Genomic DNA, 21,704 nt, shown 5'->3' with positions numbered 1-21,704 from the left:
CCTTCACATGCCTTATTTCGATAAGAACTCATGGATGCCCTTAGCGCCTGCGCGTCCGGCTTCCATAGCCAGAATGACCGTAGCCGCGCCGGTAACGGCGTCGCCGCCGGCGTATACGCCTTCTTTGCTGGTCTTTCCTGTTTCAGCTTCTGCAACGATACATTTCCTCTTATTCACATCCAAACCAGCCGTCGTAGAAGAGATAAGAGGGTTGGGGGAAGTTCCCAGTGACATGATCACCGCATCCGCCTCAATCTCAAACTCAGAACCTTCGATGGCAACAGGTCTTCTTCTTCCGGAGGCATCAGGCTCGCCAAGTTCCATCCGTATGCAGCGGATGCCTCTTACCCAGCCTTTATCATCCGTAAGGATTTCTACAGGATTGGTCAGAAGATCAAAGATAACGCCCTCTTCTTTTGCGTGATGAACTTCTTCCGCTCTGGCAGGAAGCTCTGCTTCACTTCTCCTATATACGATATGGCTCTCTGCGCCCAGACGAAGCGCCGTCCTGGCAGCATCCATAGCCACGTTTCCGCCGCCTACGATGACTGCTTTTTTGCTTACAGGCATGGGAGTCGCATAATCATCCAGTCTTGCTTTCATCAGGTTGCTTCTTGTCAGATATTCATTGGCAGAAAATACGCCGTTGGCATTTTCTCCAGGAATCCCCATAAACATGGGAAGACCTGCGCCGGAGCCGACAAAGACAGCAGAAAAGCCTTCTTCATCAAGCAGCTCATCGATCGTCACAGATTTGCCGATGATCACATCTGTCTCCAGTTTCACACCCAAAGACTTCACATTCTCCACCTCGGGCTTCACAACCGCGTCTTTGGGAAGACGGAATTCCGGAATCCCGTATGTAAGCACACCGCCGGGCTCGTGAAGAGCTTCAAAAATCGTTACATCATATCCCCATTTTGCCAAATCGCCTGCACAAGAAAGGCCTGCGGGGCCGGAACCGATGACTGCCACCTTCTTGCCGTTCTGCTTGTCCGCTTTTTTGGGTTTGATTCCGTTTTCCTTTGCCCAATCGGCCACAAAACGCTCCAGCTTACCGATGGAAACAGGATCACCCTTCTTTCCACGGATACATTTTCCTTCACACTGGCTCTCCTGGGGGCATACGCGTCCGCATACAGCCGGCAGAGAAGAGGAATCCGAAAGTATCTGATAAGCGGCAGCAAAATCTCCCTCAACGACTTTCCCGATAAATCCGGGTATATCGATGGCTACCGGACATCCCTGTACGCAAAGCGGCTTTTTACACTGCAGACAACGCTTTGCTTCTTCAACTGCTTCCTCCTGGTTATAGCCCAGGCACACTTCTTCAAAGTTAGCGGCCCTTACTTTGGGGGCCTGCTCCCTTACGGGTACTCTCTTTAATCCTTCCATTACTTGTCACCTCCGCAATGTCCACATCCACCATGATGGGTATCACCCTCCTGGAATTTAAGCAGGGCTCTGCCCTCTTCTGTCTTGTACATAGCCTGACGCTTCATAGCCTCGTCAAAATTAATCTTATGGCCGTCAAACTCAGGACCGTCTACACATGCGAACTTCACTTCATCCCCCACAGTCAGGCGGCAGGCACCGCACATACCAGTGCCGTCTACCATAATGGGGTTCATGCTGACAATAGTAGGAATACCTAATTTCTTGGTTGTCAGACAGCAGAATTTCATCATGATCATCGGGCCGATCGCCACACACAGATCATACTGCTTGCCTTCTGCAACCAGATCTTCGATGACCTTTGTCACCATACCGCTTCTGCCGTAGCTTCCGTCGTCGGTAGTAACATAAAGATTTCCTGCCACCTCTTTCATCATGTCTTCCATAATGATCAGGCTCTTAGTTTTTGCGCCGACGATGACATCGGCATCAATCCCATGCTCATGAAGCCATTTTACCTGAGGGTATACAGGCGCCGTGCCGACACCGCCTGCCACGAACAGAATTTTTTTCTTTTTCACTTCTTCCAGATCATCTGTAGTGAGCTCGGAAGGGCGGCCCAGCGGACCTACAAAATCCATGAAGCTGTCCCCGGCTTTCAGATTTGCAAACTGATAAGTAGATGCTCCAATCGGCTGGAATACAATAGTTACGGTCCCCTTTTCCCTGTCATAGTCTGCGATGGTCAGAGGGATCCTCTCCCCTTTTTCGTCCAGCCTGACGATGATGAACTGTCCGGGCTGGCAAGCTTTTGCCACACGCTTTGCTTCCACATCCATAAGAACAATGTTCTCTGCAAGATGCTCTGCTCTCAGAATCTTGAACATTTTATTTCCTCCTTACCTTTCCTCCCGCACGCCGGCGTATACCGCCGCCATGCTATCGTTATCATTCTAACACTCTCTTTTCACCTTTTCAACCCATAATTCGTGAAAATTCAGGCCAGAGCCTGAGAAAACCTGGTATATTTCAATCATACCTTAGAATACTTTTTGGAATCATCTTTAGTAAGCTCCAATCAAACCGCAGCTTAGCATCGGCAGAAGTTCCGGGCCGTCACGATTTCGGTTCGCTGGCGATGCAGGAGCCGTTTTATCCCCGCTCCGGCAGTATCGCTCACATGTCAACAGGAAATCTGAATGATTTCCCGTCTCCGGTTCGCTCAGAAACGGAATCGGTATTTCCGTTTCTGCCTCCCTCCGCCTGGGGAACACCGGCTTCTGCTCTGCGGCGCTCACCTTTAGGCCGGCCCGGAATCTTTCTGCCGGTGTCCTGCCTGCCGCGCCATTCTGGATGATTCCCGTTCCATTGATTCCAAAAAAGGATTGGATATCCACACGGCCCGCGCGCCTTATGGCAGTGGGCCGCGGTGTCCGCCGCCGCACTTTTTAAAACAGCCTTACTTCGTGACGGTGCGATATCGATTTATCCATGTCAGTTGGAAAGGACCGACTGGAGGCTGTAAAAATTCCGCTTATGGCTGCCAGCGAGCCGCCTGGATGGAACCAAATTTCCTCTTGTCATTCTGGAAACCAAAAATGTTTTAAAAACATTATAAGGCATGCTAACAAACGCAAACCGCCGAATCTCCAAACAGATTCGGCGGTACGCTGTTTCTTGCTGTTTTTAATTTAGAAAAGGCTGGAATAGCCCGTAAGCTGACCGAGAATATTTCGTCCGGCCACGTTCAGGAAAATCCACGAAATAATCGCCGCTGCAACTATATTCACAAGGAAAGTCACAAACAGCATCCAAATTCTCTTGTTTTTATCATTCGGGCAAAAAGAATCCATCGCTGCCGGAATGAAGAAGTAACACAAAAGACTGCCAGCTTCATAAACAAGAAGGAACAAAATATAAGTAAATCGGCCGCTCAAAGGAAGAATCAAAATGAGCAGTGCTGATAATGCCGTGAACGGCATCTGTGCCAGGGCTTTTGCTGAAGCAACACCGAGCCCCTGCATATAAGTCATCGGCTTCTTCGCCATGGATTTCGCAAACAGCATGGAAAAAGCGGCCCAAATCGCAAAAATCGCCGCACCTGCAAGAAGCGCCATAAAGAAAAGCAAAGGAGTATTGACCACCTTGATTCCCAAGCCATAACTATATTTACTCACCATTGAATTGATCTTAAATCCGAAGAAAGCGAACATCAGAGCAAACAAGACCACCTGAATTCCCAAAAGGCCGAATATCACATGGCTCTTTCCGGCTGCGGCCAGGTTTCCAAGAGTTCCGGCCGGCTTTTTAAACGCATCCAGAATCGTTCCCCACAGTCCCTTCACATAAACGCCTGCGGCCCCGGGCTGCTTCGGTGCCTGAGGTCCTCCATAAGGCTGACCCTGGCCAGGCTGCTGTGCATATCCCTGCTGATTCCCATAGGGCTGACCCTGATTCGGCTGCTGCGTATATCCCTGCTGATTCACGTAAGGCTGACCCTGATTCGGGTGCTGCGTATATCCCTGCTGGTTCCCATAGGGCTGACCCTGGTTCGGCTGCTGTGCATATCCCTGCTGATTCCCATAGGGCTGACCCTGGTTCGGCTGCTGCGTATATCCCTGCTGGTTCCCATAGAACTGGCCCTGATTCGGCTGCTGTGCATTCGTCTGCTGTCCTTCTTTATCCGGCTGTATCGGCGCCTGCCGCTCCTCTGCAGCTGCTGGCGGTGTCTGAGGCGCCTGTGTTTTTTGCTGCTGACACGTACAAATTTCACCTTCATTCAGCGGCCTGCCGCATTGACTACAAAACTTTGCCATACTTCTTCCTCCTTGATGTCGTTCCGCATTAAAGCTAAAGAACTTTTTTATATTGATATTTACAAGTAAAACCAAGATTTTTATGTTTTTATTCGCTCTCTGCGCAGCCTGATTCCGTTTCGTCAATCCAATATGGAACCGACATCCTCCGCCGATATTTTCCAAACGGGAATAAGCAAAAATTTCCTTCCGCTCTTCACCACCGTTATGGTCGCTTCCTGATTCTGAGACATCCCCAGAGCCGAGACACTCATATTCACTGTCAGATCTTTACAGATAAGCCCATCCGAATTCCGGTATGGCGTCCCTTCCGCCACCTTGCTCACCTTGATATTGCCGAGCATCGATATGTAGGAAACTAATTGTCCCATATTTTCCCTTGCTTCGGAGATAAAGGTCTTTCTGTCATATTCCGGTACTGTGCCCCAATAAACACTGTCATATAGAGCTCCCCAGTCGTTTTTTTTAAGTGCTCCCACAAGCTGTTCCACCGGCGCCATCGGCCTGCTCTCCTTATATGCGATAAATCCAAAGGCCGAAGCGGCAGCCACCGCCAGAATCAAAGCAACGGCGATGACCAGCCCTTTTTTCCCCTTCTTCCTATCATTTCCCTGATAGGACGGCATCCCAGGCTGTGCTCCATACTGCGCCGAGTTTCCATACTCCGGATGAGGAGGCTGTACTCCAGGCTGTACTGGATCCCCATACTCCGGATTAAAAGGTTGTGTTACCGGCTGACCGGCCCGATTCCAAGACTCCTCTCTCGCGGCCTCTTTCATCTCATCTGCCAACGGAATGGTCTCTGATTCCATCGGCCTGCCGCAGCTTCTGCAAAACCTTGCCCCATCGCTGTTCTTCACGCCGCAGTTCGTACAATACATACTCTCCTCCCTTTCTGCCTTACCTGATCATAAACTGGAACGGCTCATCCGCCAAGACAAACCCGTCTCCGTGGCATAGCCTGTATTCATCTCCCGGATCCAGCCGCATGCCGTTCAAATATGTGGAGTTAGTAGAGTTATGATCTACCAGATAATATTCACCTTCATCCATCAGGATACTGGCATGGTGACGGCTGACCGCCCGGTTATCCGGGATACAAAAGTCCGCGTCAGGACTCTTTCCAATGAGAGTCTCATCCAGCACGACCGCCATTTCATCACCGGTCCGGATACGGATGATATAAGCGATCTCACGGGCGGCAAACGCATCCGGGAGCATGATATCCAGCCCATCCTCCGACGTCTCTTCTTCATACGAAAATTCCGGCGCGTTATCTGTTCCCGGCATTTCCAATCCAAAAGATACCGGATTCTCTGCCGCCGCAGCTTCCGCTGAATCAGCTGCGATATCCTGCAGAAGAAGGGCGTCCGCCATTTCCCTGCACTGATCCAGATTATCCTGCTTCACTCCCTTTACGTATTTTAAAAGCGTGATCATATTTTCCTGATTTTTTTCTGGATTCCCTTCCATGACATTTACCAGCTCCGTCATAAAAAGGCGCAGCTTTTCTATCGGACTCCTCGAATCTTTTTGAAGCCCGCAGATCCATTTGATTTCTCCGCTCTCCTCGTTGATAAATACATCGGAAAGCTCCATCAGCAGCTCATTTCTCGGAATCATGTATTCATCCAGGTTCACCCAAACTCCCAGAAGACTTTTAAGCACCTGGACCACCGCTTTTTTCGGCATTCTGCCAGGAAACATCCGAGGGAGCGGAGAATATCCATCCGTAATATATCTCGCCTCTCCTGCCGTTTCGTCAATCTCCAGCTTCAGAACACCTTCTATATCATTAAAAATAAGCATTTCATAAGTAATCCCATCAAATACCGCTTCTGTCGGCGCTTGTCTATCGATCCTGTCCATATGTAATCTCTGCTCCCTTCTGTTCTACCGCAATATTTCCTGCAGCACCTCCAGCCGGGCCATCTGCTCTGCCATCTGCACCGTTCCGGCCGGCGGAAGAACTTCTATGCTCCCAGCAACCGCAATCTCCGGGTTTTCATAACGTTTCCCGTACTGGGAATGGAATTTGTTATAAAGCAGTGCCGTCTTCTGGCAAATCCCCGGATGCGTGGACAAATCCAGACGTTTCATCAGCGTCCAGATCTTATGGAATCTCTGATTGGAAACAAAGGTTCCGTCATTGACCACAACCACCTTATCCGCAGCTCCAAGAGCCGCAAAAAGCCCATGATTTACGGAAAAACTGCTGTCTATGATAAGATAGCGGAAATCTCCCCGCTCTTTCAGCATCCTCAAAAATGCTGCCACCCGCCCTTCCTCGATATCCATAATGCTCAGAGGGGCATCGGCATTGTCATAAAAATACACTCCGCTGGAATCCCGGTTCAGCGCGGCAGACATGGCGGCATCTATATCCGCTCCTGCTTTCATTTCCGTCAAAAGGAACTGGAAGTCTTTTGGATTGACCCCCTGAAAGATACTGCCGGTGTCGCCCAAATCGCTCATATTGATGTACAGAACCCGTTTTTCCTCCGCGGCAAGACGCATCGCATATGCTGCAGCCGCCGTGGAAGTCCCCACCGCCGCATTCGCACCGATAAACGCCACTGTCTTCACTGCAGTGTCTTCCTGGTCCAATATCATTTCTATACCATGAAAAAGTTCCCGGCAGCTCTGAAAGCGGAAAATCTTTCCCGGCTCTTCTGAGACTTCTGCAGTAAAATATCCCACATGGATATCCCCTATAAACGGTGGATATTCCTCCCGAAGCGCATCAGCCGTCAACACGACATCCACAGATCTGGCGGCGATAAGGCCATCCAGTTCATTCCTTTCATAGACCGGGCAGAATTCTGCTGTCTGCCCATATCGTTCTCCCATATACTGACAAAACCGTTCCGTATACACGGCATCCAAATCATATACCGCTATCCGTATCTGCTTCATTTTCTCAAACGTCCTTCCTGGGATAACTGAATTCAATACCCCATCTTCTTTTCGTAATCCGCGATCAGCTTCCGGTTCGCAACCTCATAATCATTGAATACGCTGTCCCCCAGATTTTCAAATTGGTTTGGCTCGTAAAGAGGCGTATACCAAGACTTGCTCATAAAATATTCGTTCAGGGACGCATCCTTAAATTTTCGTCCGTGGCGGGCATATATCTCGTTTCTCGCTATCCTCAGCTGCTCTTTCGTAAGTCCGGCCAAATCTGCTTCCGTCAGATAACTAGAATCACTGCCAGGCAGTACGTATTCACTTTCCGCAGCCGTTGCAGCCGCAGTAGTCACAGGTGCTGTGGTCGCCGGCGATGTGGAAGGCGCCGTAGGTACTGCTGTCACGGAGGATTCGGCAGGCGACTCACTGGTCCTTGTTTCCTTTTTACTCTCTTCTTTCCCGCCTTCCATACTGGCCTCAGAGGTGGTCTCCGCTCCCGCTATTTCCACATTGCCTCCATTTTTTCCGCCGAAAACTTTTACCCCAAGGAATATAAGCACGCCTATCAGCACTACGGCTACCACACCCAAAACGGCAATTAAAATCGTCGTACCCCTGCCTTTTTTCTCGTTCTCCGGCATATCATAAGCAGACTGCCCGCCTCTGTACGGATCCTGCCAATCCTGAGGCAGCGGATCGTCCTGCCGCTCCACAGGCCGGACCTTTGCGCCACATCCGTCACAGAACCTGGAATCATCCGGTATCTGCTTCCCACATTCTTCACAATACATGATCTATCCTCCTGCATCTTATGTCAGACATTGAAAATTCACTGTTATTTTATCATAATTTCCCGAATCATGCATCAAATTTCTTTGTCAATTTTCCCCTCATCCGCCAAGGCCGTCAGCCCTTTTTTCCTCAATTTATAATCGACAATGGAGCTGACGATCTGATATATCACGGCAAATACGGGGACTCCGATGAGCATCCCCACGATCCCAAAAAGCCCTCCGAAGAAAAGAATTGAAAACACCACCCAAAAAGCTGAAAGTCCTGTGGATTCCCCTAATATCTTCGGTCCAATGATATTTCCGTCAATCTGCTGGAGAATGATGATGAATATGATGAAAATGACACCTTTCGCCGGATTGGCTAAGAGTATCAGGATCGCGCTGGGAATGGCCCCCATATACGGTCCGAAAAACGGTATCACGTTGGTCACACCCACTATTACGCTGACGAGGACTGTATAAGGCATGTTCAGGAAATAAAGCACGATAAAGCACAGAATCCCGATTATCAAGGAATCCACAAGCTTTCCGGCTATGAAACCGCCGAATATCCTGTTGCTGTCTTTCAGCGTATCGATGAGGATTCCCGCATTTTTCTTGGAAAAGACTGCATAAATGACCTGCTTCGCCTGCCTCTTAAAAGTACGCCTGCCGTTCAGGACATACAGCGCGACGATCACGCCCACCACGATGTTCAAGGTAGTGCTGAAGAAATTGATGACTCCCGCAGTCAAGTATCCAAAGACCATGTTCATATCCTTCAGGAAATCCGTCTGTACCCAGTTATTAAAGAAAGTGATGATCTTTTCCGTAATATTCCGGACAATCTCTGTATTCATCCCCTCCTGGCCCATATAGTCGGTAATCGCTGCCGACGCATGCTGAATCTGCCCCGGGAGCGCCACGATCATATTGCGAATATTGGTATACAGCTCGGGAAGTACCATGACACCCAAGATCACAATGATGGCGACCCAAAAGACAAGCGCCAAAAAAATGCTGAGTCCCTTATTGAGTTTAACCGCCCGTTCATCCTTTTTTATGAGCTTCTTAATAAGACCGTCCAGCCTCTTTTCAAAGAATCTCACTACCGGATACATGATATAAGCGAATACAAATCCAAAAACAATCGGCTCCAGGATCTTTAAGATGGTCCGGATGGCTTTCAAGACTACATCTATTTTGAATAAAAGCAGAAAAAACAGAATACTCGCCGCAATCACTAAAAATGCCGTCAGACCCATGGAAGCGTATTTCTTCATCCCATGTCTGGCAGTTTCCAATCTTCCATCTTCTTCCTTATTCATATGCCCGCTCCTTCCATTTGAGGAATTTCCCCAACCATGACAAGTATATCACAGGCACACCATAATTTCCATAGGAAGAACCTCCGGCCGGATCGCCCCTTTTTTTAATTAAGACGGAAAGAAGTTACATGAACGGACGGAGTAAAAACAAAAGATGCCGTTCGTCTTCCGCCGGCATCTTCATCCATATTATGTACTTCCTCCTGTCAGGACAGGCTAGGCATTTTTTCGGCAAATCTCCGAAATTCCTCAAAGCTTCCGGAAAGATATCCCTCCAGAGGCCTTCCATGGCGGTTCAGCAGACAGTCTGTCAAAAGATATCCCTTGATTCCCAGGGATGTGACACACATATCCTCATCCACGTCGTTTCCTACCATCATACACTGTTCCGGCATTTTGCCGAAACGCTCCAAGATGGAGATATAATATTTAAGGTTCGGCTTACAGAATGTCTCTTCTTCATAAGTGGTCACCAAATCAAAATCCTCCGGAGAAAGTCCCGCCCATTCCATCCTGCGGCGGGTGGCCACAGAAGGAAACAGCGGATTCGTGGCCAGGATCACCGTGTAGCCCTTTTCCCGGAAGATTCTCACAGTTTCACCTGCCAGAGGCTGGAAAACCGTAGCCGCTTTCGCTTCTCCAAACTGTTCCCGGTAGAACTGCTCGAATACCGGCTCTTCGCTGAGCATTTCCCGTCCCATCACCTGCGAGAACACATTCCAGAACCGCTCCCGGTTGCTCATGGTCCCGTCATTGCGCACCATAGCTTCCGTACCCTTCCACACGGAAGACGTCAGTTGCTTCGGGTCATAGCCCGACGGAGCAAAGGTCCTTCCCAGCGCGCCCATATAACGCTTAATGAACTCATCCTGATCCATTGGCAAAAGGCTTCCGTCCAAGTCAAACAGTATCGTGTCTATCCTATGCATTTCCTTATTCCTGCCATTTCATATCTTTTAATATATCACAAAAATCAAACGTGGCGAAATAATCCCGGGGAGTTTCCGCCCGCCGTATCAGCTGAACGCTTCCGTCCTCCCTAAGTAATAGCTCCGCCGAACGCAGCTTCCCATTATAATTGTATCCCATGGAAAATCCATGGGCTCCCGTATCGTGGATTACCAGAAAATCTCCCACATCAACCTTAGGGAGCATACGGTCAATGGCAAATTTGTCGCTGTTCTCGCAAAGTGAGCCCGTTATATCATATTTGTGGTCACAGACACTGTTGTCCTTACCCATGACCGTGATATGATGGTATGCTCCGTATATCGCCGGCCGCATCAGATTCGCAGCGCAGGCGTCACAGCCCACATACTCTTTATAAATATGCTTCTGATGTATCGCCTTTGTCACCAGACAGCCGTAAGGCCCCATCATAAAACGCCCCATCTCTGTGTAAATGGCAATATCATCCATGCCGGCCGGCGTAAGCACTTCTTCATATGCTTTTCGCACTCCTTCTCCGATCGCCTGAATATCATTGGGCTCCTGCTCCGGCCGGTAGGGAATTCCCACTCCTCCTGACAGATTGATGAATTTAATATCCGCCCCAGTCTTCTCCCTCAGCTCCACCGCCAGCTCAAACAGCACCTTGGCAAGCATCGGATAGTATTCGTTCGTCACAGTATTGCTGGCCAGGAAAGCATGGATACCGAATGTTTTCACACCTTTCGCTTTCAGTATCTTGAATCCCTCGATAATCTGTTCATGGGTAAAACCATATTTTGCATCGCCGGGATTGTCCATGATGCCATTGCTCATCTTGAAGATTCCTCCCGGGTTATACCGGCAGCTGATGGTTTCCGGAATCCCCGCACATTTTTCCAGGTATTCTATATGGGTAAAATCATCCAGATTGATGGTCGCATTCAGATTTCTTGCAAACTGATATTCCTCGGCCGGCGTCGCGTTGGAGGAAAACATGATCCCGTCTCCGGTAATTCCCAAAGCATCCGCCAGCATAAGCTCTGTCAATGAAGAGCAGTCACAGCCGCAGCCATACTCTTTTAAAATATTTATCAAAAAGGGATTTGGAGTGGCTTTCACCGCAAAGTACTCACGAAAGCCTTTGTTCCAGGCAAATGCTTTCTTCACCCGCATGACATTCTCCCTTATTCCCTTCTCATCATACAAATGATAAGGAGTCGGATAACTCTTGTCGATTTCTTTCAACTGTTCCAGTGTTACAAAAGGTTCCTTTTTCATGTAAGCGCTGCTCCTTTCGTTTCTCATAAGTCAAACAAAGCATACTATAGCTCTTCTTAATTGTCAACCGGACGCCTGCCATTAGTTTCCATACAGAAACTCCTGCTTTGTCCCATCTTTGGATATTCTGCCCAGCTCCTGCTTTTTCAGACTGTTCTGTCCGCTCTTCATCCGGTAATATACCCAATCCTCTGTCACGTTGATCTCATAAAAAATCTCATTAAAATAGCTGTCTCCCCCGTACGCGGCTTCATCAAACACCTTCAGGAGCTTCTCCGCCTGACCATTGACTCCGCAGACTGCCATGGCCCGGTTAGTAAGAGGTGCCCCATTTTCCCCCCAGACTCTTCCGCCCGTGGCGGCATACAGCTTTCCGTCCGAAGCGACAGTTCCGACCCAGCTTCTTTCTTCCAGCAGCTTATCTCCAAAAGTCTCCTTGGAGGCATCATACACATGGAATCTGGAATCCGGGAATTCCCCCTCACTGTCCCCGCAGGAAAGATACAGCTTTCCGTCCGAAACCTGGATTCCCAGCACATATTCCGTATAACTGCCGTAATCGCTTGTAAACGGCGCATTATTTTCCCGATGTACCGGCAGCTCTTCCGCCATGGTACCGTCCAAAGAAGCCCGGTAAAATTTGGTAAAATTATAAGGTCCGAAGAAGCAGTTGTAATAGCTGACTGTATAATAGAGCTTTCCATCTGAAATGCACATTTGAGGAGAAGCGTTCCCCAAATTCTCCGCCAGCTCCATCACATTTCCTCCGTCCAGATCCATTCGGTAGAGGGAAGCATTGTCATGATAGGTCACCGTCGCCGTCTGGTCGCCATTGCTGTTCAGATTGGCGCAGGTATAAGTCCCTTCTCTCCCGTTTCTTCCTATATAGTAAAGATATCCGTCATATACAGTGAATCCCCGGTAGCCGGCTCCAGCCGTATACTCATCCATATAATAATCCGAAAAGCTCATGACCGCATTGCCCTCATCGGCCGGCACACCGATTGCGGTCAGTCCGTCTCCATCCAATCCAACACGGTACGGTGTCCGCGTCTTATACGGCCTGTCATATTCTCCAGTCTTTTCTTCTTCCGCCAGAAAATAGATCTGATTCTCCCACAGGTTCAGAGAAGAACAGCTTCCGTCAAAAAGCTTCACTCTGCCGCTCCCATCCTGATTCATACGCCAAAGGGCATTCTCATAGCTGTATACTACGTAGGTTTCATTCTCGACCACGTATCCGCCGTTATTTATATTTCCAGCCAAATTTCCCGCTCCGGTCACATTCCCTGTTTCTTGTTCAGAATTTTCTTTTGTCTCGTCTACAGTGCTCTCTCCATTTTCCTCTGCTGTTTCCTGTTTTTCATCATTCCAATAATCTTCAATGGTCTTCTCTGGCAGTTCCGGATAGACCGTCTTTACCATATCCAAAACTTCCCGTTTTTCTGTCTCATCCGAACGCTTCTGCCCAATCTCCAGCGCTTTTTTCACCAATACAGAATTATTTGTTCTTTGAATACCATCGCAAATTGTTCTAACCGCTTCTTTCCAATAGGAAAAATCCGCGCCAAGAGATGCGTCCGCAAACCCTATGTAAGCATCTGTATATTCTGGCTCCATTTCGATTGCCTGCTTAAAAGAAGATATGGCCTCCTCATAATTTCCTTCCGCCAAATCCTTCTTCCCCGCTTCCATCCACTTCTCATACCCCGTCTTTTTCTCCTTATTCATATAAATAAGAAGACAAAGGCTGCCTGCTGCCGCTGCGATGATCACACACACAAGGGCGATAATAATGCCTCTTTTCTTTTTCATATCTCTTCTCCCAGTTTTATCATAAAAAAATTTTGGGTGTACCTTTGAATATCTTTCAAACAAGTTTTCTTAATCTGGCTTACAAGGCAAGAGGAAATCCGATTCCATCCAGGCGGCTCGCTGGATGCGGATCCTTCCTCTTGTCTTCTTCCCGCACCGAAATAAACTCCCATTCGTTTTAAAAGCCATTGGGACGATCTATCGTAGCCCGCTGCCATAAGGCGCGCGGGCCGTGTGGATATCCAATCCTTTTCTGGAATTTGGGACATGGCGCCCATCTTTAACAATGCGGCAGAAAGAAAACCGGCAGAAAGATTCCGGGCCGGCCTAAAGGTGAGCGCCGCAGGGCAGCGGCCGGTGTTCCCCAGGCGGAGGGAGGCAGAAATGGAAAATCCGATTCCATTTCTGAACGAACCGGAGACGAAAAATCATCCAGATTTTCCGTCGACATGTGAGCGGTACTGCCGGAGCGGGGATAAAGCGGCCCCTGCATCGCCAGCGAACCGGAATCGTGACGGTCCGGAATTTCTGCCGGTGCCCAACTGGAGCTTAATCGGAGCTTTCTAAAAATGTTTCCAAAAAGTGTTTTTTATCATACCTTGCCGCACGAAGTGCGCCCGCCCACAGGGCATGAATTAAGGGATGCCCTTGGGTATCATCTAAAAAACCGCTGCCGGTGATATCCGGCAGCGGTCCTATCCCGTTATTCGTCCACGCTGTAATTGGGCGCCTCTTTGGTAATATGAATATCATGGGGATGGCTCTCTTTCAGGGATGCGGCCGAAATCTTCACAAATTCCGCTTTTTCCATCAAAGAAGGAATATCCTTCGCTCCGCAGTAGCCCATTCCGGATCGGATGCCGCCTATCAGCTGGAACACTGTGTCTTCTACCGTTCCCTTATAGGCCACTCGTCCTTCCACGCCTTCCGGCACAAGCTTTTTCGCACCCGTCTGGAAATACCGGTCCTTACTCCCGTTTTCCATCGCCGCAATGGAACCCATACCACGATATACTTTATATTTTCTTCCCTGGAACAGTTCAAATGTTCCGGGGCTTTCGTCACAGCCGGCAAAAATGCTGCCCATCATACAGACACTTCCGCCTGCGGCGATGGCCTTTGTCATATCTCCAGAGTACTTGATGCCTCCGTCCGCCACGATTGGAATCCCAAACTCCTTCGCTACCGCATAACATTCCATAATAGCTGTAATCTGAGGTACGCCAATGCCGGCGACCACTCTGGTCGTGCAGATGGATCCAGGTCCGATTCCCACCTTTACCGCATCCACTCCAGCCTCGATCAAAGCCCTGGTCGCCGCACCTGTAGCCACATTTCCGGCCACGACCTGGAGCTCCGGATAATTCGCCTTGATATCACGGACGGCATTGAGAATATTGGCGGAATGTCCATGGGCAGAATCCACTACCACACAATCAACCTTTGCCTTGACCAGTGCTCCGACACGCTCCAGAAGGTTCGCTGTGATTCCAACAGCAGCTCCGCACAGCAGACGTCCCTGATCATCCTTCGCGGACTGCGGATATTTTATCTGTTTTTCTATATCCTTGATGGTGATCAGGCCCTTCAGATTGAAATCCTTATCCACGATGGGAAGCTTCTCTTTTCTGGCCTTCGCCAAAATCTTTTTCGCCTCTTCCAGCGTGATTCCCTCAGGTGCGGTAATCAGCCCCTCCGAAGTCATAGAATCTTTAATCTTCTTCGTAAAATCCGTCTCAAACTTAAGGTCACGATTTGTTATGATGCCTACCAGCCTGCGCCCTTCTGTAATGGGGACGCCGGAGATCCGGAACTTGCCCATCAGCTCATTGGCATCCGCCAGTGTATGTTCAGGAGATAAATAAAAAGGGTCGGTGATGACACCATTCTCAGAGCGTTTAACCTTGTCCACTTCTTCGGCCTGGGCCTCCACCGACATATTCTTATGGATAATGCCGATACCTCCCTGTCTTGCCATAGCAATCGCCATCCTGTGCTCTGTAACTGTGTCCATCCCGGCACTCATCATCGGAATGTTCAATTTGATTTTCTTAGTCAGATGGGTCGATAAATCCACCTGATTCGGTGTTACCTCGGAATATGCCGGTACCAGCAGCACATCATCAAAGGTAATTCCCTCACCGATTATTTTGCCCATGTTTATTTCTCCTTTCTTCCTCACATGCTCAAAAGCTCATCTTATTTAATATAATACTCTACCAAAAATGTCCGCCGGTGTCAAACAAATTCGACAAGGTTTTGCAATCTTTTCATACAAAAAAGGACCGGTCTGAAATAGACCGGTCCCCCTGCATTTATCACTTAAAATCCTGATGTTTCGTTGGATTTCCAACTGAACAATTACATCATTCCCATTCCGGGAGCGCCTGCGGGCATTGCCGGAGCGTCTTCTTTGATGTTTGCTACTACAGACTCTGTAGTCAGCAGCGTAGCTGCAACGCTTGTGGCATTCTGCAGGGCGCTTCTCGTAACCTTGGCAGGATCCACAATGCCGGCAGGAATCATTTCTACATATTCTTCCTTCAAAGCGTCAAAGCCATGGCCTACTGCCGCCTCTTTTACTTTATTTACGATTACAGAGCCTTCCAGTCCTGCATTGGCAGCAATGTGATACAGGGGAGCTTCCAGAGCCTTCAGTACAATCTTAGCACCTGTCTTCTCGTCACCATCCATAGTGCTTACCATCTTTTCAACTTCTTTTGCAGCATGAATATATGCAGAACCGCCGCCTGCTATGATGCCTTCTTCCACAGCCGCCTTGGTAGCCGCAAGAGCATCTTCCATACGCAGCTTCGCTTCTTTCATCTCAGTCTCGGTAGCCGCTCCAACGCGGATGACTGCCACGCCGCCGGATAATTTGGCAAGGCGCTCCTGTAATTTTTCTTTATCAAACTCTGAAGTTGTCTCCTCAATCTGAGACTTAATCTGGCCGATTCTGGCTTTGATATCTTCACTCTTGCCTTCGCCGTCCACGATGATTGTACTTTCCTTCTGAACCTTTACAGATTTCGCACGGCCCAGCTGATCGATGGTAGCTTCCTTCAAATCCAATCCGACTTCTTCGGAGATCACGGTGCCGCCCGTCAGGATAGCGATATCCTTGAGCATTTCTTTCCTTCTGTCGCCATAACCGGGAGCCTTTACTCCTACAACACTGAAAGTTCCTCTCAGTTTATTTACGATCAAAGTGGTCAGAGCCTCACCCTCGATATCCTCTGCGATGATCAGCAGCTTGGAACCGCTCTGCACGATTTGCTCCAGAAGAGGAAGGATCTCCTGAATATTGCTGATCTTCTTATCAGTGATCAATACGTAAGGATTGTCAAGCTCTGCACACATTTTTTCCATATCTGTGCACATATAAGCTGATATATAGCCTCTGTCGAACTGCATACCTTCGACGAGATCCAGCTCTGTTTTCATGGTCTTTGATTCTTCAATGGTGATAACGCCGTCCTTGGAGACTTTCTCCATAGCGTCAGCTACCATCTCGCCTACGCTATCCTCGCCGGCAGAAATCGCCGCGACTCTTGCGATCTGGTTCTTGCCGCTGATGGGCTCACTCATTTCAGCAATCGCTTCCACAGCCTTATCGGTCGCTTTTTTCATACCTTTTCTTAAGATAATGGGGTTTGCACCTGCCGCCAGGTTCTTTACACCCTCATGTACCATGGCCTGAGCCAATACTGTAGCAGTCGTTGTACCGTCTCCGGCCACATCGTTCGTCTTGGAAGCTACTTCCTTGATGAGCTGTGCGCCCATATTCTCAAATGCGTCCGCCAATTCAATTTCTTTCGCGATAGTCACGCCGTCATTGGTAATCAGGGGAGTTCCGAAGGATTTATCCAGAACGACATTCCTTCCCTTCGGTCCCAATGTCACTCTTACTGTATCTGCCAGCTGATTCACGCCAGATTCCAGTGCTGCTCTTGCTTCAGCACCATATTTGATTTCCTTTGCCATAGCTTCTCAATCTCCTTTTCGCTGTTATATTACTTTACAATTGCCAAAATGTCGTTCTGTTTCACTACGATATACTCATCTTCTCCCAACTTAACTTCCGTTCCGGCATACTTGGAATAGATGACTTTGTCGCCTACGGCAACTTCCATTTTTACTTCTTCGGTTCCGGGACCCACAGCAATCACTTCTGCCTGCTGGGGTTTTTCCTTTGCCGCTCCGGGCAGCACGATTCCTGACTTTGTGGTTTCTTCAGCTTCAACCTGTTTTAATACGACTCTGTCGCCTAAAGGTACTAATTTCATTACGATTCCTCCTATCTAATTATTAGCACTCACTCTAATCGAGTGCTAACCGACTGGTATTATATTATATAATTTAAGGTCAAAATGCAACATCCGTTTACCGGCTAATTCAGTGAATTTTTCTCTATTATCTCCACTTTTCTCTTGTTTTCTTCACCTATTTTGTTTTTTCTATAATTTTATCAATATCTTCTCTGTTTTTGGGACTTTCCGATTCGCCAGAATCCATCAAAACGAAATTTTCTATAAAGAAATGGAAATAGCCCTTTTCATCCGGCCAAAAAAGGATTACAATAATACAAAATTATTTTCTCTATAATAGAAAGGAGTTTGTGCCATGCGTAAAGGCATTTTAGGAAAGGTTCTGGCGGTTTCCGCCATAGCCGGCGGCGCGGCCATCCTCATTACAAAGCTTGTAAAAAACAGCGCCATAAAAGATTCTGAGAACGGTGATTTTGAGGAAGATGATTTCTGCTGCTGCGATGACTGCGGCAAGGATACTCTTTCAAGGAATTACGTCCCTCTCTCCCACGGTTCAAAAGAAGAAGACAGCGAAGAAGCAAAAGAAAACGAAAGCCAGGAAGAAAAAGAAGACTGACGGCAGCCAAAAAAAGGACCTCATAAACCAATGGTTTATGGATGGCCCTTTTTTCATTTCCTGGTAACCTTTTCCCTGTATTCTCTGTCTAATAGACAGATGGACCATCTGAATTCACAACTGACCAATATAAGGAGGGCATGCCATGGAAAATTCACAAGCTGATACGCTGTCGCTGGTCAAGCGGGCCGTCCGTGGAAATATCGATGCCTATGGCACCCTGATCACTGATTATCAGGATTATCTGTACCGCACAGCTTTTTTATATGTAAAAAAGGAGGATCTTGCCCTGGACGTGGTGGGCGACTGTATCTTGAAAGGATTTCAGTCTATCCATACATTGAAAAAACCGGAATTCTTCAAAACCTGGCTGACAAGGATTCTGATACACTGTGCCATGGACACTTTTCACAAATTGCTGCCTCTGGCTTCCGCAGATACCTTTCAGGCTGTCTCTTCTTCTCCTGGAATTTCTCCAGAAGAAAAATGGGATCTATATGATGCGATTGATCTGCTGCCCGAAAAGCACCGGACTGTGATCATTCTGAAATATTTCAATGACTTGACTGTGAATGAGATTGCCTATGCCATGAATATACCGGAAGGTTCCGTCAAGGCTTATTTAAGCCGTGCGAGAAGAGAACTCCGAAATTTTTTAAAGGAGGATTATATTTATGCCACTTAAATTAGATAAGATTCCCATATCCCCGAAACTGGAAGCAACCGTAAAATCCAGTCTGGACAAATTAAAAAATGAACGGCGGAAAAAAATCCGAAAGAGAATCTGGATGGGCATCGGATCCACTGCTGCCGCATTTATCATCGCCATTCTTTTTTGCGTCAGTAATCCGTCGCTTGCCGCCAAACTCCCCTTTGTCGGAAGCCTATTCTCAGATTTACAGGATGACTTTGCCTATCCCGGTGATTATTCTGACCGGGCTCAGGTATTGACGCCCACAAAAAGCACCACTCCCGCGGAAAGCGAAGCAGATACTGTGACACAGACCAATACTTCAGCAGCAATCGCTGAATCGGATGCTTCCCCGTCGGAACTCTATACGGTCACAGATCAAGGAATCACCTTGACTGCTTCCGAGGTATACTGCGATGGTATTTCTGTCTTCCTTTCCCTGTCTTTTTTCTCAGAAGAACCCATGGGATTTTTCTATGATGAGACAGGCAGCCCGATTCCCGCACATGTCTACCTTTCCGGATCGGCCCTGATCGACGCGGAAGAAGCTGGCGGAGACGGAGAGCTCGGAAACACGTCCTTCCATATCGAACAACCGGATGAACACAATTTCAGCGGAATGTTAAAGATAAACCTGCCAGATTCCATAATCGGATCAGACGGTTCCCATAATTTGACCATCCGCCTGAATACCATCGGCGCCGATTTCGCTGACATTAATAAAAATCCGGTCATTGTAGAATCCAATCCTATCGGCGCTTCCATGTGGGTAAAGGGCAGCTGGGAGGTAAGCTTTTCTTTTAACGCTGATGTCACAGAGCTTCAGATATATGATGATCTGAATCCCGAACAGACTGTGTATGGTATATCAACCGTATATATTTCTCCATACCAGATCAAAGCTATTTTTCTTCCGGATTATGAAGCTTTCGAAAATGAAGGAGCTTGTATGAGCGGCCTGTCTTTATTTGACCAGGATGGAAATGTCATACAATGCGGGGATAATTCAAGCTCAATGAACAGTGCCTGCTTCCCACTGGAAGGTAAACGTCCCACCCAGCTGAGATTCTATCATCTGGAGGACTGGATCGACGCATGTAAAACGACAAATGAGGAAGCCGCCGCGTCTCAGGCACTTACCTCCCTTTCTCTGGATATTTCATGGCCGTAAATCGGCATCAGCCATTCTAAAGGCGCGGCAAAGCAAATCCGCGCCTTTTTCTATTTCCTTCCTGCTAAGATTTGCGTAGCCCAGCAGCACGGTCCCAGATCTGTCTTTCTGAATTTCCTGCGATGAGTTTCCCTCTCCGATACCAAATTCTGACAGCCCGTAAACCCTCACTCCGGCTTCCTCCGCCAGGGAGACCAGACGCTCCTCCGGAACCCCCCGCATACTTTTTAACAAAATATGAATTCCGGCGTGTTCTCCGCCAATGGAATATTCCTTTGCCAAAGGCAAAAGTGCCGCGAGGAGGGCATCATGCTTCGCTTTGTAAATCCCCCTCATCTTGTTCAGATGCCGCTCATAATAACCATCTTCAATAAATTCCGCCAGAATCCTCTGATCGATCCTGGACACTGTGGAGGCATAAAAGCTGCAGGTCCTTTCATATTGTTCCAAAAGAGGCATCGGAAGCATCATATAGCTCACACGGATAGCAGGAGCGACCGCCCTCGAAAACGTGCCGAAGTAAATAACGCGTCCGGCCGTATCCGCGCTCTGCAGGGAAGGAATCGGCTTTCCCCGATAGCGAAATTCACTGTCATAGTCATCCTCGATGATATACCGTCCTTCCTTTTCCGCTGCCCATGACAAAAGCTCCATGCGTCTGCGGATGGGCATGACAATTCCCGTCGGAAACTGATGGGACGGCATCACATAGGCAATATCCGCATCTGACACAGACAGCTTCCTGATATCCATCCCGCTCTCGTCCATCTCCACTGGAACCACAAGATGTCCCAGTCGGTCAAATACCCGGTATGCCTGACGGTAGGTGGGCGTCTCCATGGCGATCACATTCTGATTTCCAAACAGCTGGTTCAAAAGCATGAGGAGATATTCGTTCCCTGCTCCGACAATCAACTGTTCCGGCCGGCAGGTCACCCCTCTTGCCCCGTATAGATACGTACAGATTGCCTGCCTGAGCTTAAAATCTCCTTTATTATCTCCCGCGGAAAACAGTTCTTTATTATCTCCGTTTAATATATTCCTGGATAACCGTCTCCAGATTCCATATGGAAAACTCTCCAAGTCAATTCCCCGCAGGGAAAAGTCATAAATCCACTTCTTATCTTTCTCCTGTTGTCTCTCCTCGCCCGGAACTGACTGTCCGCCCAGGTCGAACAAAGCTTCCAGTTCTGACACATAGTATCCCCGGTACGGCTCCGCTTCCAGATAGCCTTCAGAAAGAAGCTGGTCATAGGCCATCTGCGTGGTACTTCTGCTGACTCCCAGATGCTCCGCCAGCTTCCTCGTAGAGGGAAGCTTCGTCCTTGCCGGCAGGTTACCCTGTTTGATCTGTCTTTTTATATACACATATATCTGTTCGTAAAGAGGTCTGTCCTCCGATTCACTTAAGGGAATAGTCAGTTCATACATCTTTTTTTCCTCTCACAGTTCGCCTTCTCCGTTTTTATGCGCCATAAGCCAGGCGGCTGCCAAGACCGCATGGCTTTTTTCCTTTAAACGAAACCTTCCGTTATCAACGCCTCCGCTCCATATTGATTCTGCTACTCGAAAAAAACATCCAAAAACGGAACCTTCCAAACGGCTCCATTAGTATACCTTACCGCACGAAGTGCGCCCGCCTGGAGGGCATGTATTAAGGAATGCCCTTGGGTATACCTTTGAATACTTTTAAAACAGTCTTATGAATCAGATGAG

Annotated in this window: 20 protein-coding genes; 4 read left to right on the top strand and 16 right to left on the bottom strand. The window is 48.3% G+C overall.

Annotated features, from left to right (window positions below):
- Positions 1 to 12 precede the first annotated feature (12 nt).
- The 12 genes from gltA to H9Q78_RS00045 form a co-directional block, all read right to left on the bottom strand.
- Positions 13 to 1,395: an NADPH-dependent glutamate synthase gene (gltA, locus tag H9Q78_RS00100; RefSeq protein WP_249302775.1), complete on the bottom strand. Its 1,383-nt coding sequence runs from the start codon at positions 1,393 to 1,395 to the stop codon at positions 13 to 15.
- A complete protein-coding gene (locus tag H9Q78_RS00095; protein ID WP_249302773.1) occupies positions 1,395 to 2,282 on the bottom strand; it encodes a sulfide/dihydroorotate dehydrogenase-like FAD/NAD-binding protein in 888 nt (295 codons plus the stop codon). The genes gltA and H9Q78_RS00095 overlap by 1 nt, the downstream gene beginning before the upstream one ends.
- Before the next feature lie 177 nt (positions 2,283 to 2,459).
- A complete protein-coding gene (locus tag H9Q78_RS00090; protein ID WP_249302772.1) occupies positions 2,460 to 2,792 on the bottom strand; it encodes a hypothetical protein in 333 nt (110 codons plus the stop codon).
- A gap of 294 nt (positions 2,793 to 3,086) precedes the next feature.
- Positions 3,087 to 4,211 carry a hypothetical protein gene (locus H9Q78_RS00085; protein WP_249302770.1) on the bottom strand — a complete coding sequence of 375 codons (1,125 nt, stop codon included), beginning with the start codon at positions 4,209 to 4,211 and terminating at the stop codon, positions 3,087 to 3,089.
- A 122-nt stretch (positions 4,212 to 4,333) separates the two neighbouring features.
- Positions 4,334 to 5,092 carry a zinc ribbon domain-containing protein gene (locus tag H9Q78_RS00080; protein WP_249302768.1) on the bottom strand — a complete coding sequence of 253 codons (759 nt, stop codon included), beginning with the start codon at positions 5,090 to 5,092 and terminating at the stop codon, positions 4,334 to 4,336.
- Between the two features lie 19 nt (positions 5,093 to 5,111).
- The gene (locus H9Q78_RS00075) at positions 5,112 to 6,080 is read right to left on the bottom strand and encodes an FHA domain-containing protein (protein WP_249302766.1); all 969 of its coding nucleotides are present in this window, start codon (positions 6,078 to 6,080) and stop codon (positions 5,112 to 5,114) included.
- A gap of 24 nt (positions 6,081 to 6,104) precedes the next feature.
- The gene (locus H9Q78_RS00070) at positions 6,105 to 7,127 is read right to left on the bottom strand and encodes an AAA family ATPase (protein ID WP_249302764.1); all 1,023 of its coding nucleotides are present in this window, start codon (positions 7,125 to 7,127) and stop codon (positions 6,105 to 6,107) included.
- A 32-nt stretch (positions 7,128 to 7,159) separates the two neighbouring features.
- Positions 7,160 to 7,909, bottom strand: coding sequence for a YARHG domain-containing protein (locus H9Q78_RS00065; RefSeq protein WP_249302762.1), 750 nt, complete (start codon positions 7,907 to 7,909; stop codon positions 7,160 to 7,162).
- A gap of 74 nt (positions 7,910 to 7,983) precedes the next feature.
- Positions 7,984 to 9,219 carry an AI-2E family transporter gene (locus tag H9Q78_RS00060; RefSeq protein ID WP_249302761.1) on the bottom strand — a complete coding sequence of 412 codons (1,236 nt, stop codon included), beginning with the start codon at positions 9,217 to 9,219 and terminating at the stop codon, positions 7,984 to 7,986.
- Between the two features lie 206 nt (positions 9,220 to 9,425).
- Positions 9,426 to 10,148, bottom strand: a complete 723-nt coding sequence (locus H9Q78_RS00055; RefSeq protein WP_249302759.1) for an HAD family hydrolase — start codon at positions 10,146 to 10,148, stop codon at positions 9,426 to 9,428.
- A 4-nt stretch (positions 10,149 to 10,152) separates the two neighbouring features.
- Positions 10,153 to 11,427 (bottom strand): diaminopimelate decarboxylase, encoded by a 1,275-nt coding sequence (locus H9Q78_RS00050; RefSeq protein WP_249302757.1) that lies wholly within the window; start codon positions 11,425 to 11,427, stop codon positions 10,153 to 10,155.
- Positions 11,428 to 11,508: 81 nt separating this feature from the next.
- Complete coding sequence (locus H9Q78_RS00045) at positions 11,509 to 13,242, bottom strand: DUF5050 domain-containing protein (RefSeq protein WP_249302756.1); 1,734 nt, start codon at positions 13,240 to 13,242, stop codon at positions 11,509 to 11,511.
- Positions 13,243 to 13,476: 234 nt separating this feature from the next.
- Between H9Q78_RS00045 and H9Q78_RS00040 the strand changes: the two genes are divergently transcribed.
- Positions 13,477 to 13,809, top strand: coding sequence for a hypothetical protein (locus tag H9Q78_RS00040; protein ID WP_249302755.1), 333 nt, complete (start codon positions 13,477 to 13,479; stop codon positions 13,807 to 13,809).
- 136 nt (positions 13,810 to 13,945) lie between these two features.
- On the opposite strand, the gene guaB is transcribed toward H9Q78_RS00040, so the two are convergent.
- The 3 genes from guaB to H9Q78_RS00025 form a co-directional block, all read right to left on the bottom strand.
- Entirely contained in the window at positions 13,946 to 15,400 is a 1,455-nt protein-coding gene (guaB, locus tag H9Q78_RS00035; RefSeq protein ID WP_147595669.1) for an IMP dehydrogenase, read from the bottom strand.
- A 203-nt stretch (positions 15,401 to 15,603) separates the two neighbouring features.
- The gene (gene groL, locus H9Q78_RS00030) at positions 15,604 to 17,226 is read right to left on the bottom strand and encodes a chaperonin GroEL (RefSeq protein WP_249302753.1); all 1,623 of its coding nucleotides are present in this window, start codon (positions 17,224 to 17,226) and stop codon (positions 15,604 to 15,606) included.
- Between the two features lie 29 nt (positions 17,227 to 17,255).
- Positions 17,256 to 17,528: a co-chaperone GroES gene (locus tag H9Q78_RS00025; protein WP_147595667.1), complete on the bottom strand. Its 273-nt coding sequence runs from the start codon at positions 17,526 to 17,528 to the stop codon at positions 17,256 to 17,258.
- A 337-nt stretch (positions 17,529 to 17,865) separates the two neighbouring features.
- Between H9Q78_RS00025 and H9Q78_RS00020 the strand changes: the two genes are divergently transcribed.
- The 3 genes from H9Q78_RS00020 to H9Q78_RS00010 all read left to right on the top strand — a co-directional run bounded on the left by H9Q78_RS00020 (position 17,866) and on the right by H9Q78_RS00010 (position 19,988).
- On the top strand, positions 17,866 to 18,126 hold the full coding sequence (locus tag H9Q78_RS00020; RefSeq protein ID WP_249302751.1) for a hypothetical protein: 261 nt from the start codon (positions 17,866 to 17,868) through the stop codon (positions 18,124 to 18,126).
- A gap of 145 nt (positions 18,127 to 18,271) precedes the next feature.
- Positions 18,272 to 18,811 (top strand): sigma-70 family RNA polymerase sigma factor, encoded by a 540-nt coding sequence (locus H9Q78_RS00015; RefSeq protein WP_249302749.1) that lies wholly within the window; start codon positions 18,272 to 18,274, stop codon positions 18,809 to 18,811.
- Positions 18,801 to 19,988, top strand: coding sequence for a DUF4179 domain-containing protein (locus H9Q78_RS00010; RefSeq protein WP_249302747.1), 1,188 nt, complete (start codon positions 18,801 to 18,803; stop codon positions 19,986 to 19,988). The genes H9Q78_RS00015 and H9Q78_RS00010 overlap by 11 nt, the downstream gene beginning before the upstream one ends.
- Here H9Q78_RS00010 and pdxR read toward each other — a convergent pair.
- Positions 19,977 to 21,419, bottom strand: a complete 1,443-nt coding sequence (gene pdxR / locus H9Q78_RS00005) for a MocR-like pyridoxine biosynthesis transcription factor PdxR (RefSeq protein ID WP_249302745.1) — start codon at positions 21,417 to 21,419, stop codon at positions 19,977 to 19,979. The genes H9Q78_RS00010 and pdxR overlap by 12 nt on opposite strands.
- Positions 21,420 to 21,704 lie beyond the last annotated feature (285 nt).

This window comes from Qiania dongpingensis (assembly GCF_014337195.1).
Lineage (GTDB): Bacteria > Bacillota > Clostridia > Lachnospirales > Lachnospiraceae > Lientehia > Lientehia dongpingensis.
This window is presented reverse-complemented; position numbering and strand designations above follow the sequence as displayed.

Bases quoted from the DNA above. Each gene is read 5' to 3' on its own strand.
- gltA (WP_249302775.1), bottom strand. From the start codon at position 1,395: ATGGAAGGATTAAAGAGAGTACCCGTAAGGGAGCAGGCCCCCAAAGTA.
- H9Q78_RS00095 (WP_249302773.1), bottom strand. From the start codon at position 2,282: ATGTTCAAGATTCTGAGAGCAGAGCATCTTGCAGAGAACATTGTTCTT.
- H9Q78_RS00085 (WP_249302770.1), bottom strand. From the start codon at position 4,211: ATGGCAAAGTTTTGTAGTCAATGCGGCAGGCCGCTGAATGAAGGTGAA.
- H9Q78_RS00080 (WP_249302768.1), bottom strand. From the start codon at position 5,092: ATGTATTGTACGAACTGCGGCGTGAAGAACAGCGATGGGGCAAGGTTT.
- H9Q78_RS00075 (WP_249302766.1), bottom strand. From the start codon at position 6,080: ATGGACAGGATCGATAGACAAGCGCCGACAGAAGCGGTATTTGATGGG.
- H9Q78_RS00070 (WP_249302764.1), bottom strand. From the start codon at position 7,127: ATGAAGCAGATACGGATAGCGGTATATGATTTGGATGCCGTGTATACG.
- H9Q78_RS00065 (WP_249302762.1), bottom strand. From the start codon at position 7,909: ATGTATTGTGAAGAATGTGGGAAGCAGATACCGGATGATTCCAGGTTC.
- H9Q78_RS00060 (WP_249302761.1), bottom strand. From the start codon at position 9,219: ATGAATAAGGAAGAAGATGGAAGATTGGAAACTGCCAGACATGGGATG.
- H9Q78_RS00055 (WP_249302759.1), bottom strand. From the start codon at position 10,148: ATGCATAGGATAGACACGATACTGTTTGACTTGGACGGAAGCCTTTTG.
- H9Q78_RS00050 (WP_249302757.1), bottom strand. From the start codon at position 11,427: ATGAAAAAGGAACCTTTTGTAACACTGGAACAGTTGAAAGAAATCGAC.
- H9Q78_RS00045 (WP_249302756.1), bottom strand. From the start codon at position 13,242: ATGAAAAAGAAAAGAGGCATTATTATCGCCCTTGTGTGTGTGATCATC.
- guaB (WP_147595669.1), bottom strand. From the start codon at position 15,400: ATGGGCAAAATAATCGGTGAGGGAATTACCTTTGATGATGTGCTGCTG.
- groL (WP_249302753.1), bottom strand. From the start codon at position 17,226: ATGGCAAAGGAAATCAAATATGGTGCTGAAGCAAGAGCAGCACTGGAA.
- H9Q78_RS00025 (WP_147595667.1), bottom strand. From the start codon at position 17,528: ATGAAATTAGTACCTTTAGGCGACAGAGTCGTATTAAAACAGGTTGAA.
- H9Q78_RS00020 (WP_249302751.1), top strand. From the start codon at position 17,866: ATGCGTAAAGGCATTTTAGGAAAGGTTCTGGCGGTTTCCGCCATAGCC.
- H9Q78_RS00015 (WP_249302749.1), top strand. From the start codon at position 18,272: ATGGAAAATTCACAAGCTGATACGCTGTCGCTGGTCAAGCGGGCCGTC.
- H9Q78_RS00010 (WP_249302747.1), top strand. From the start codon at position 18,801: ATGCCACTTAAATTAGATAAGATTCCCATATCCCCGAAACTGGAAGCA.
- pdxR (WP_249302745.1), bottom strand. From the start codon at position 21,419: ATGTATGAACTGACTATTCCCTTAAGTGAATCGGAGGACAGACCTCTT.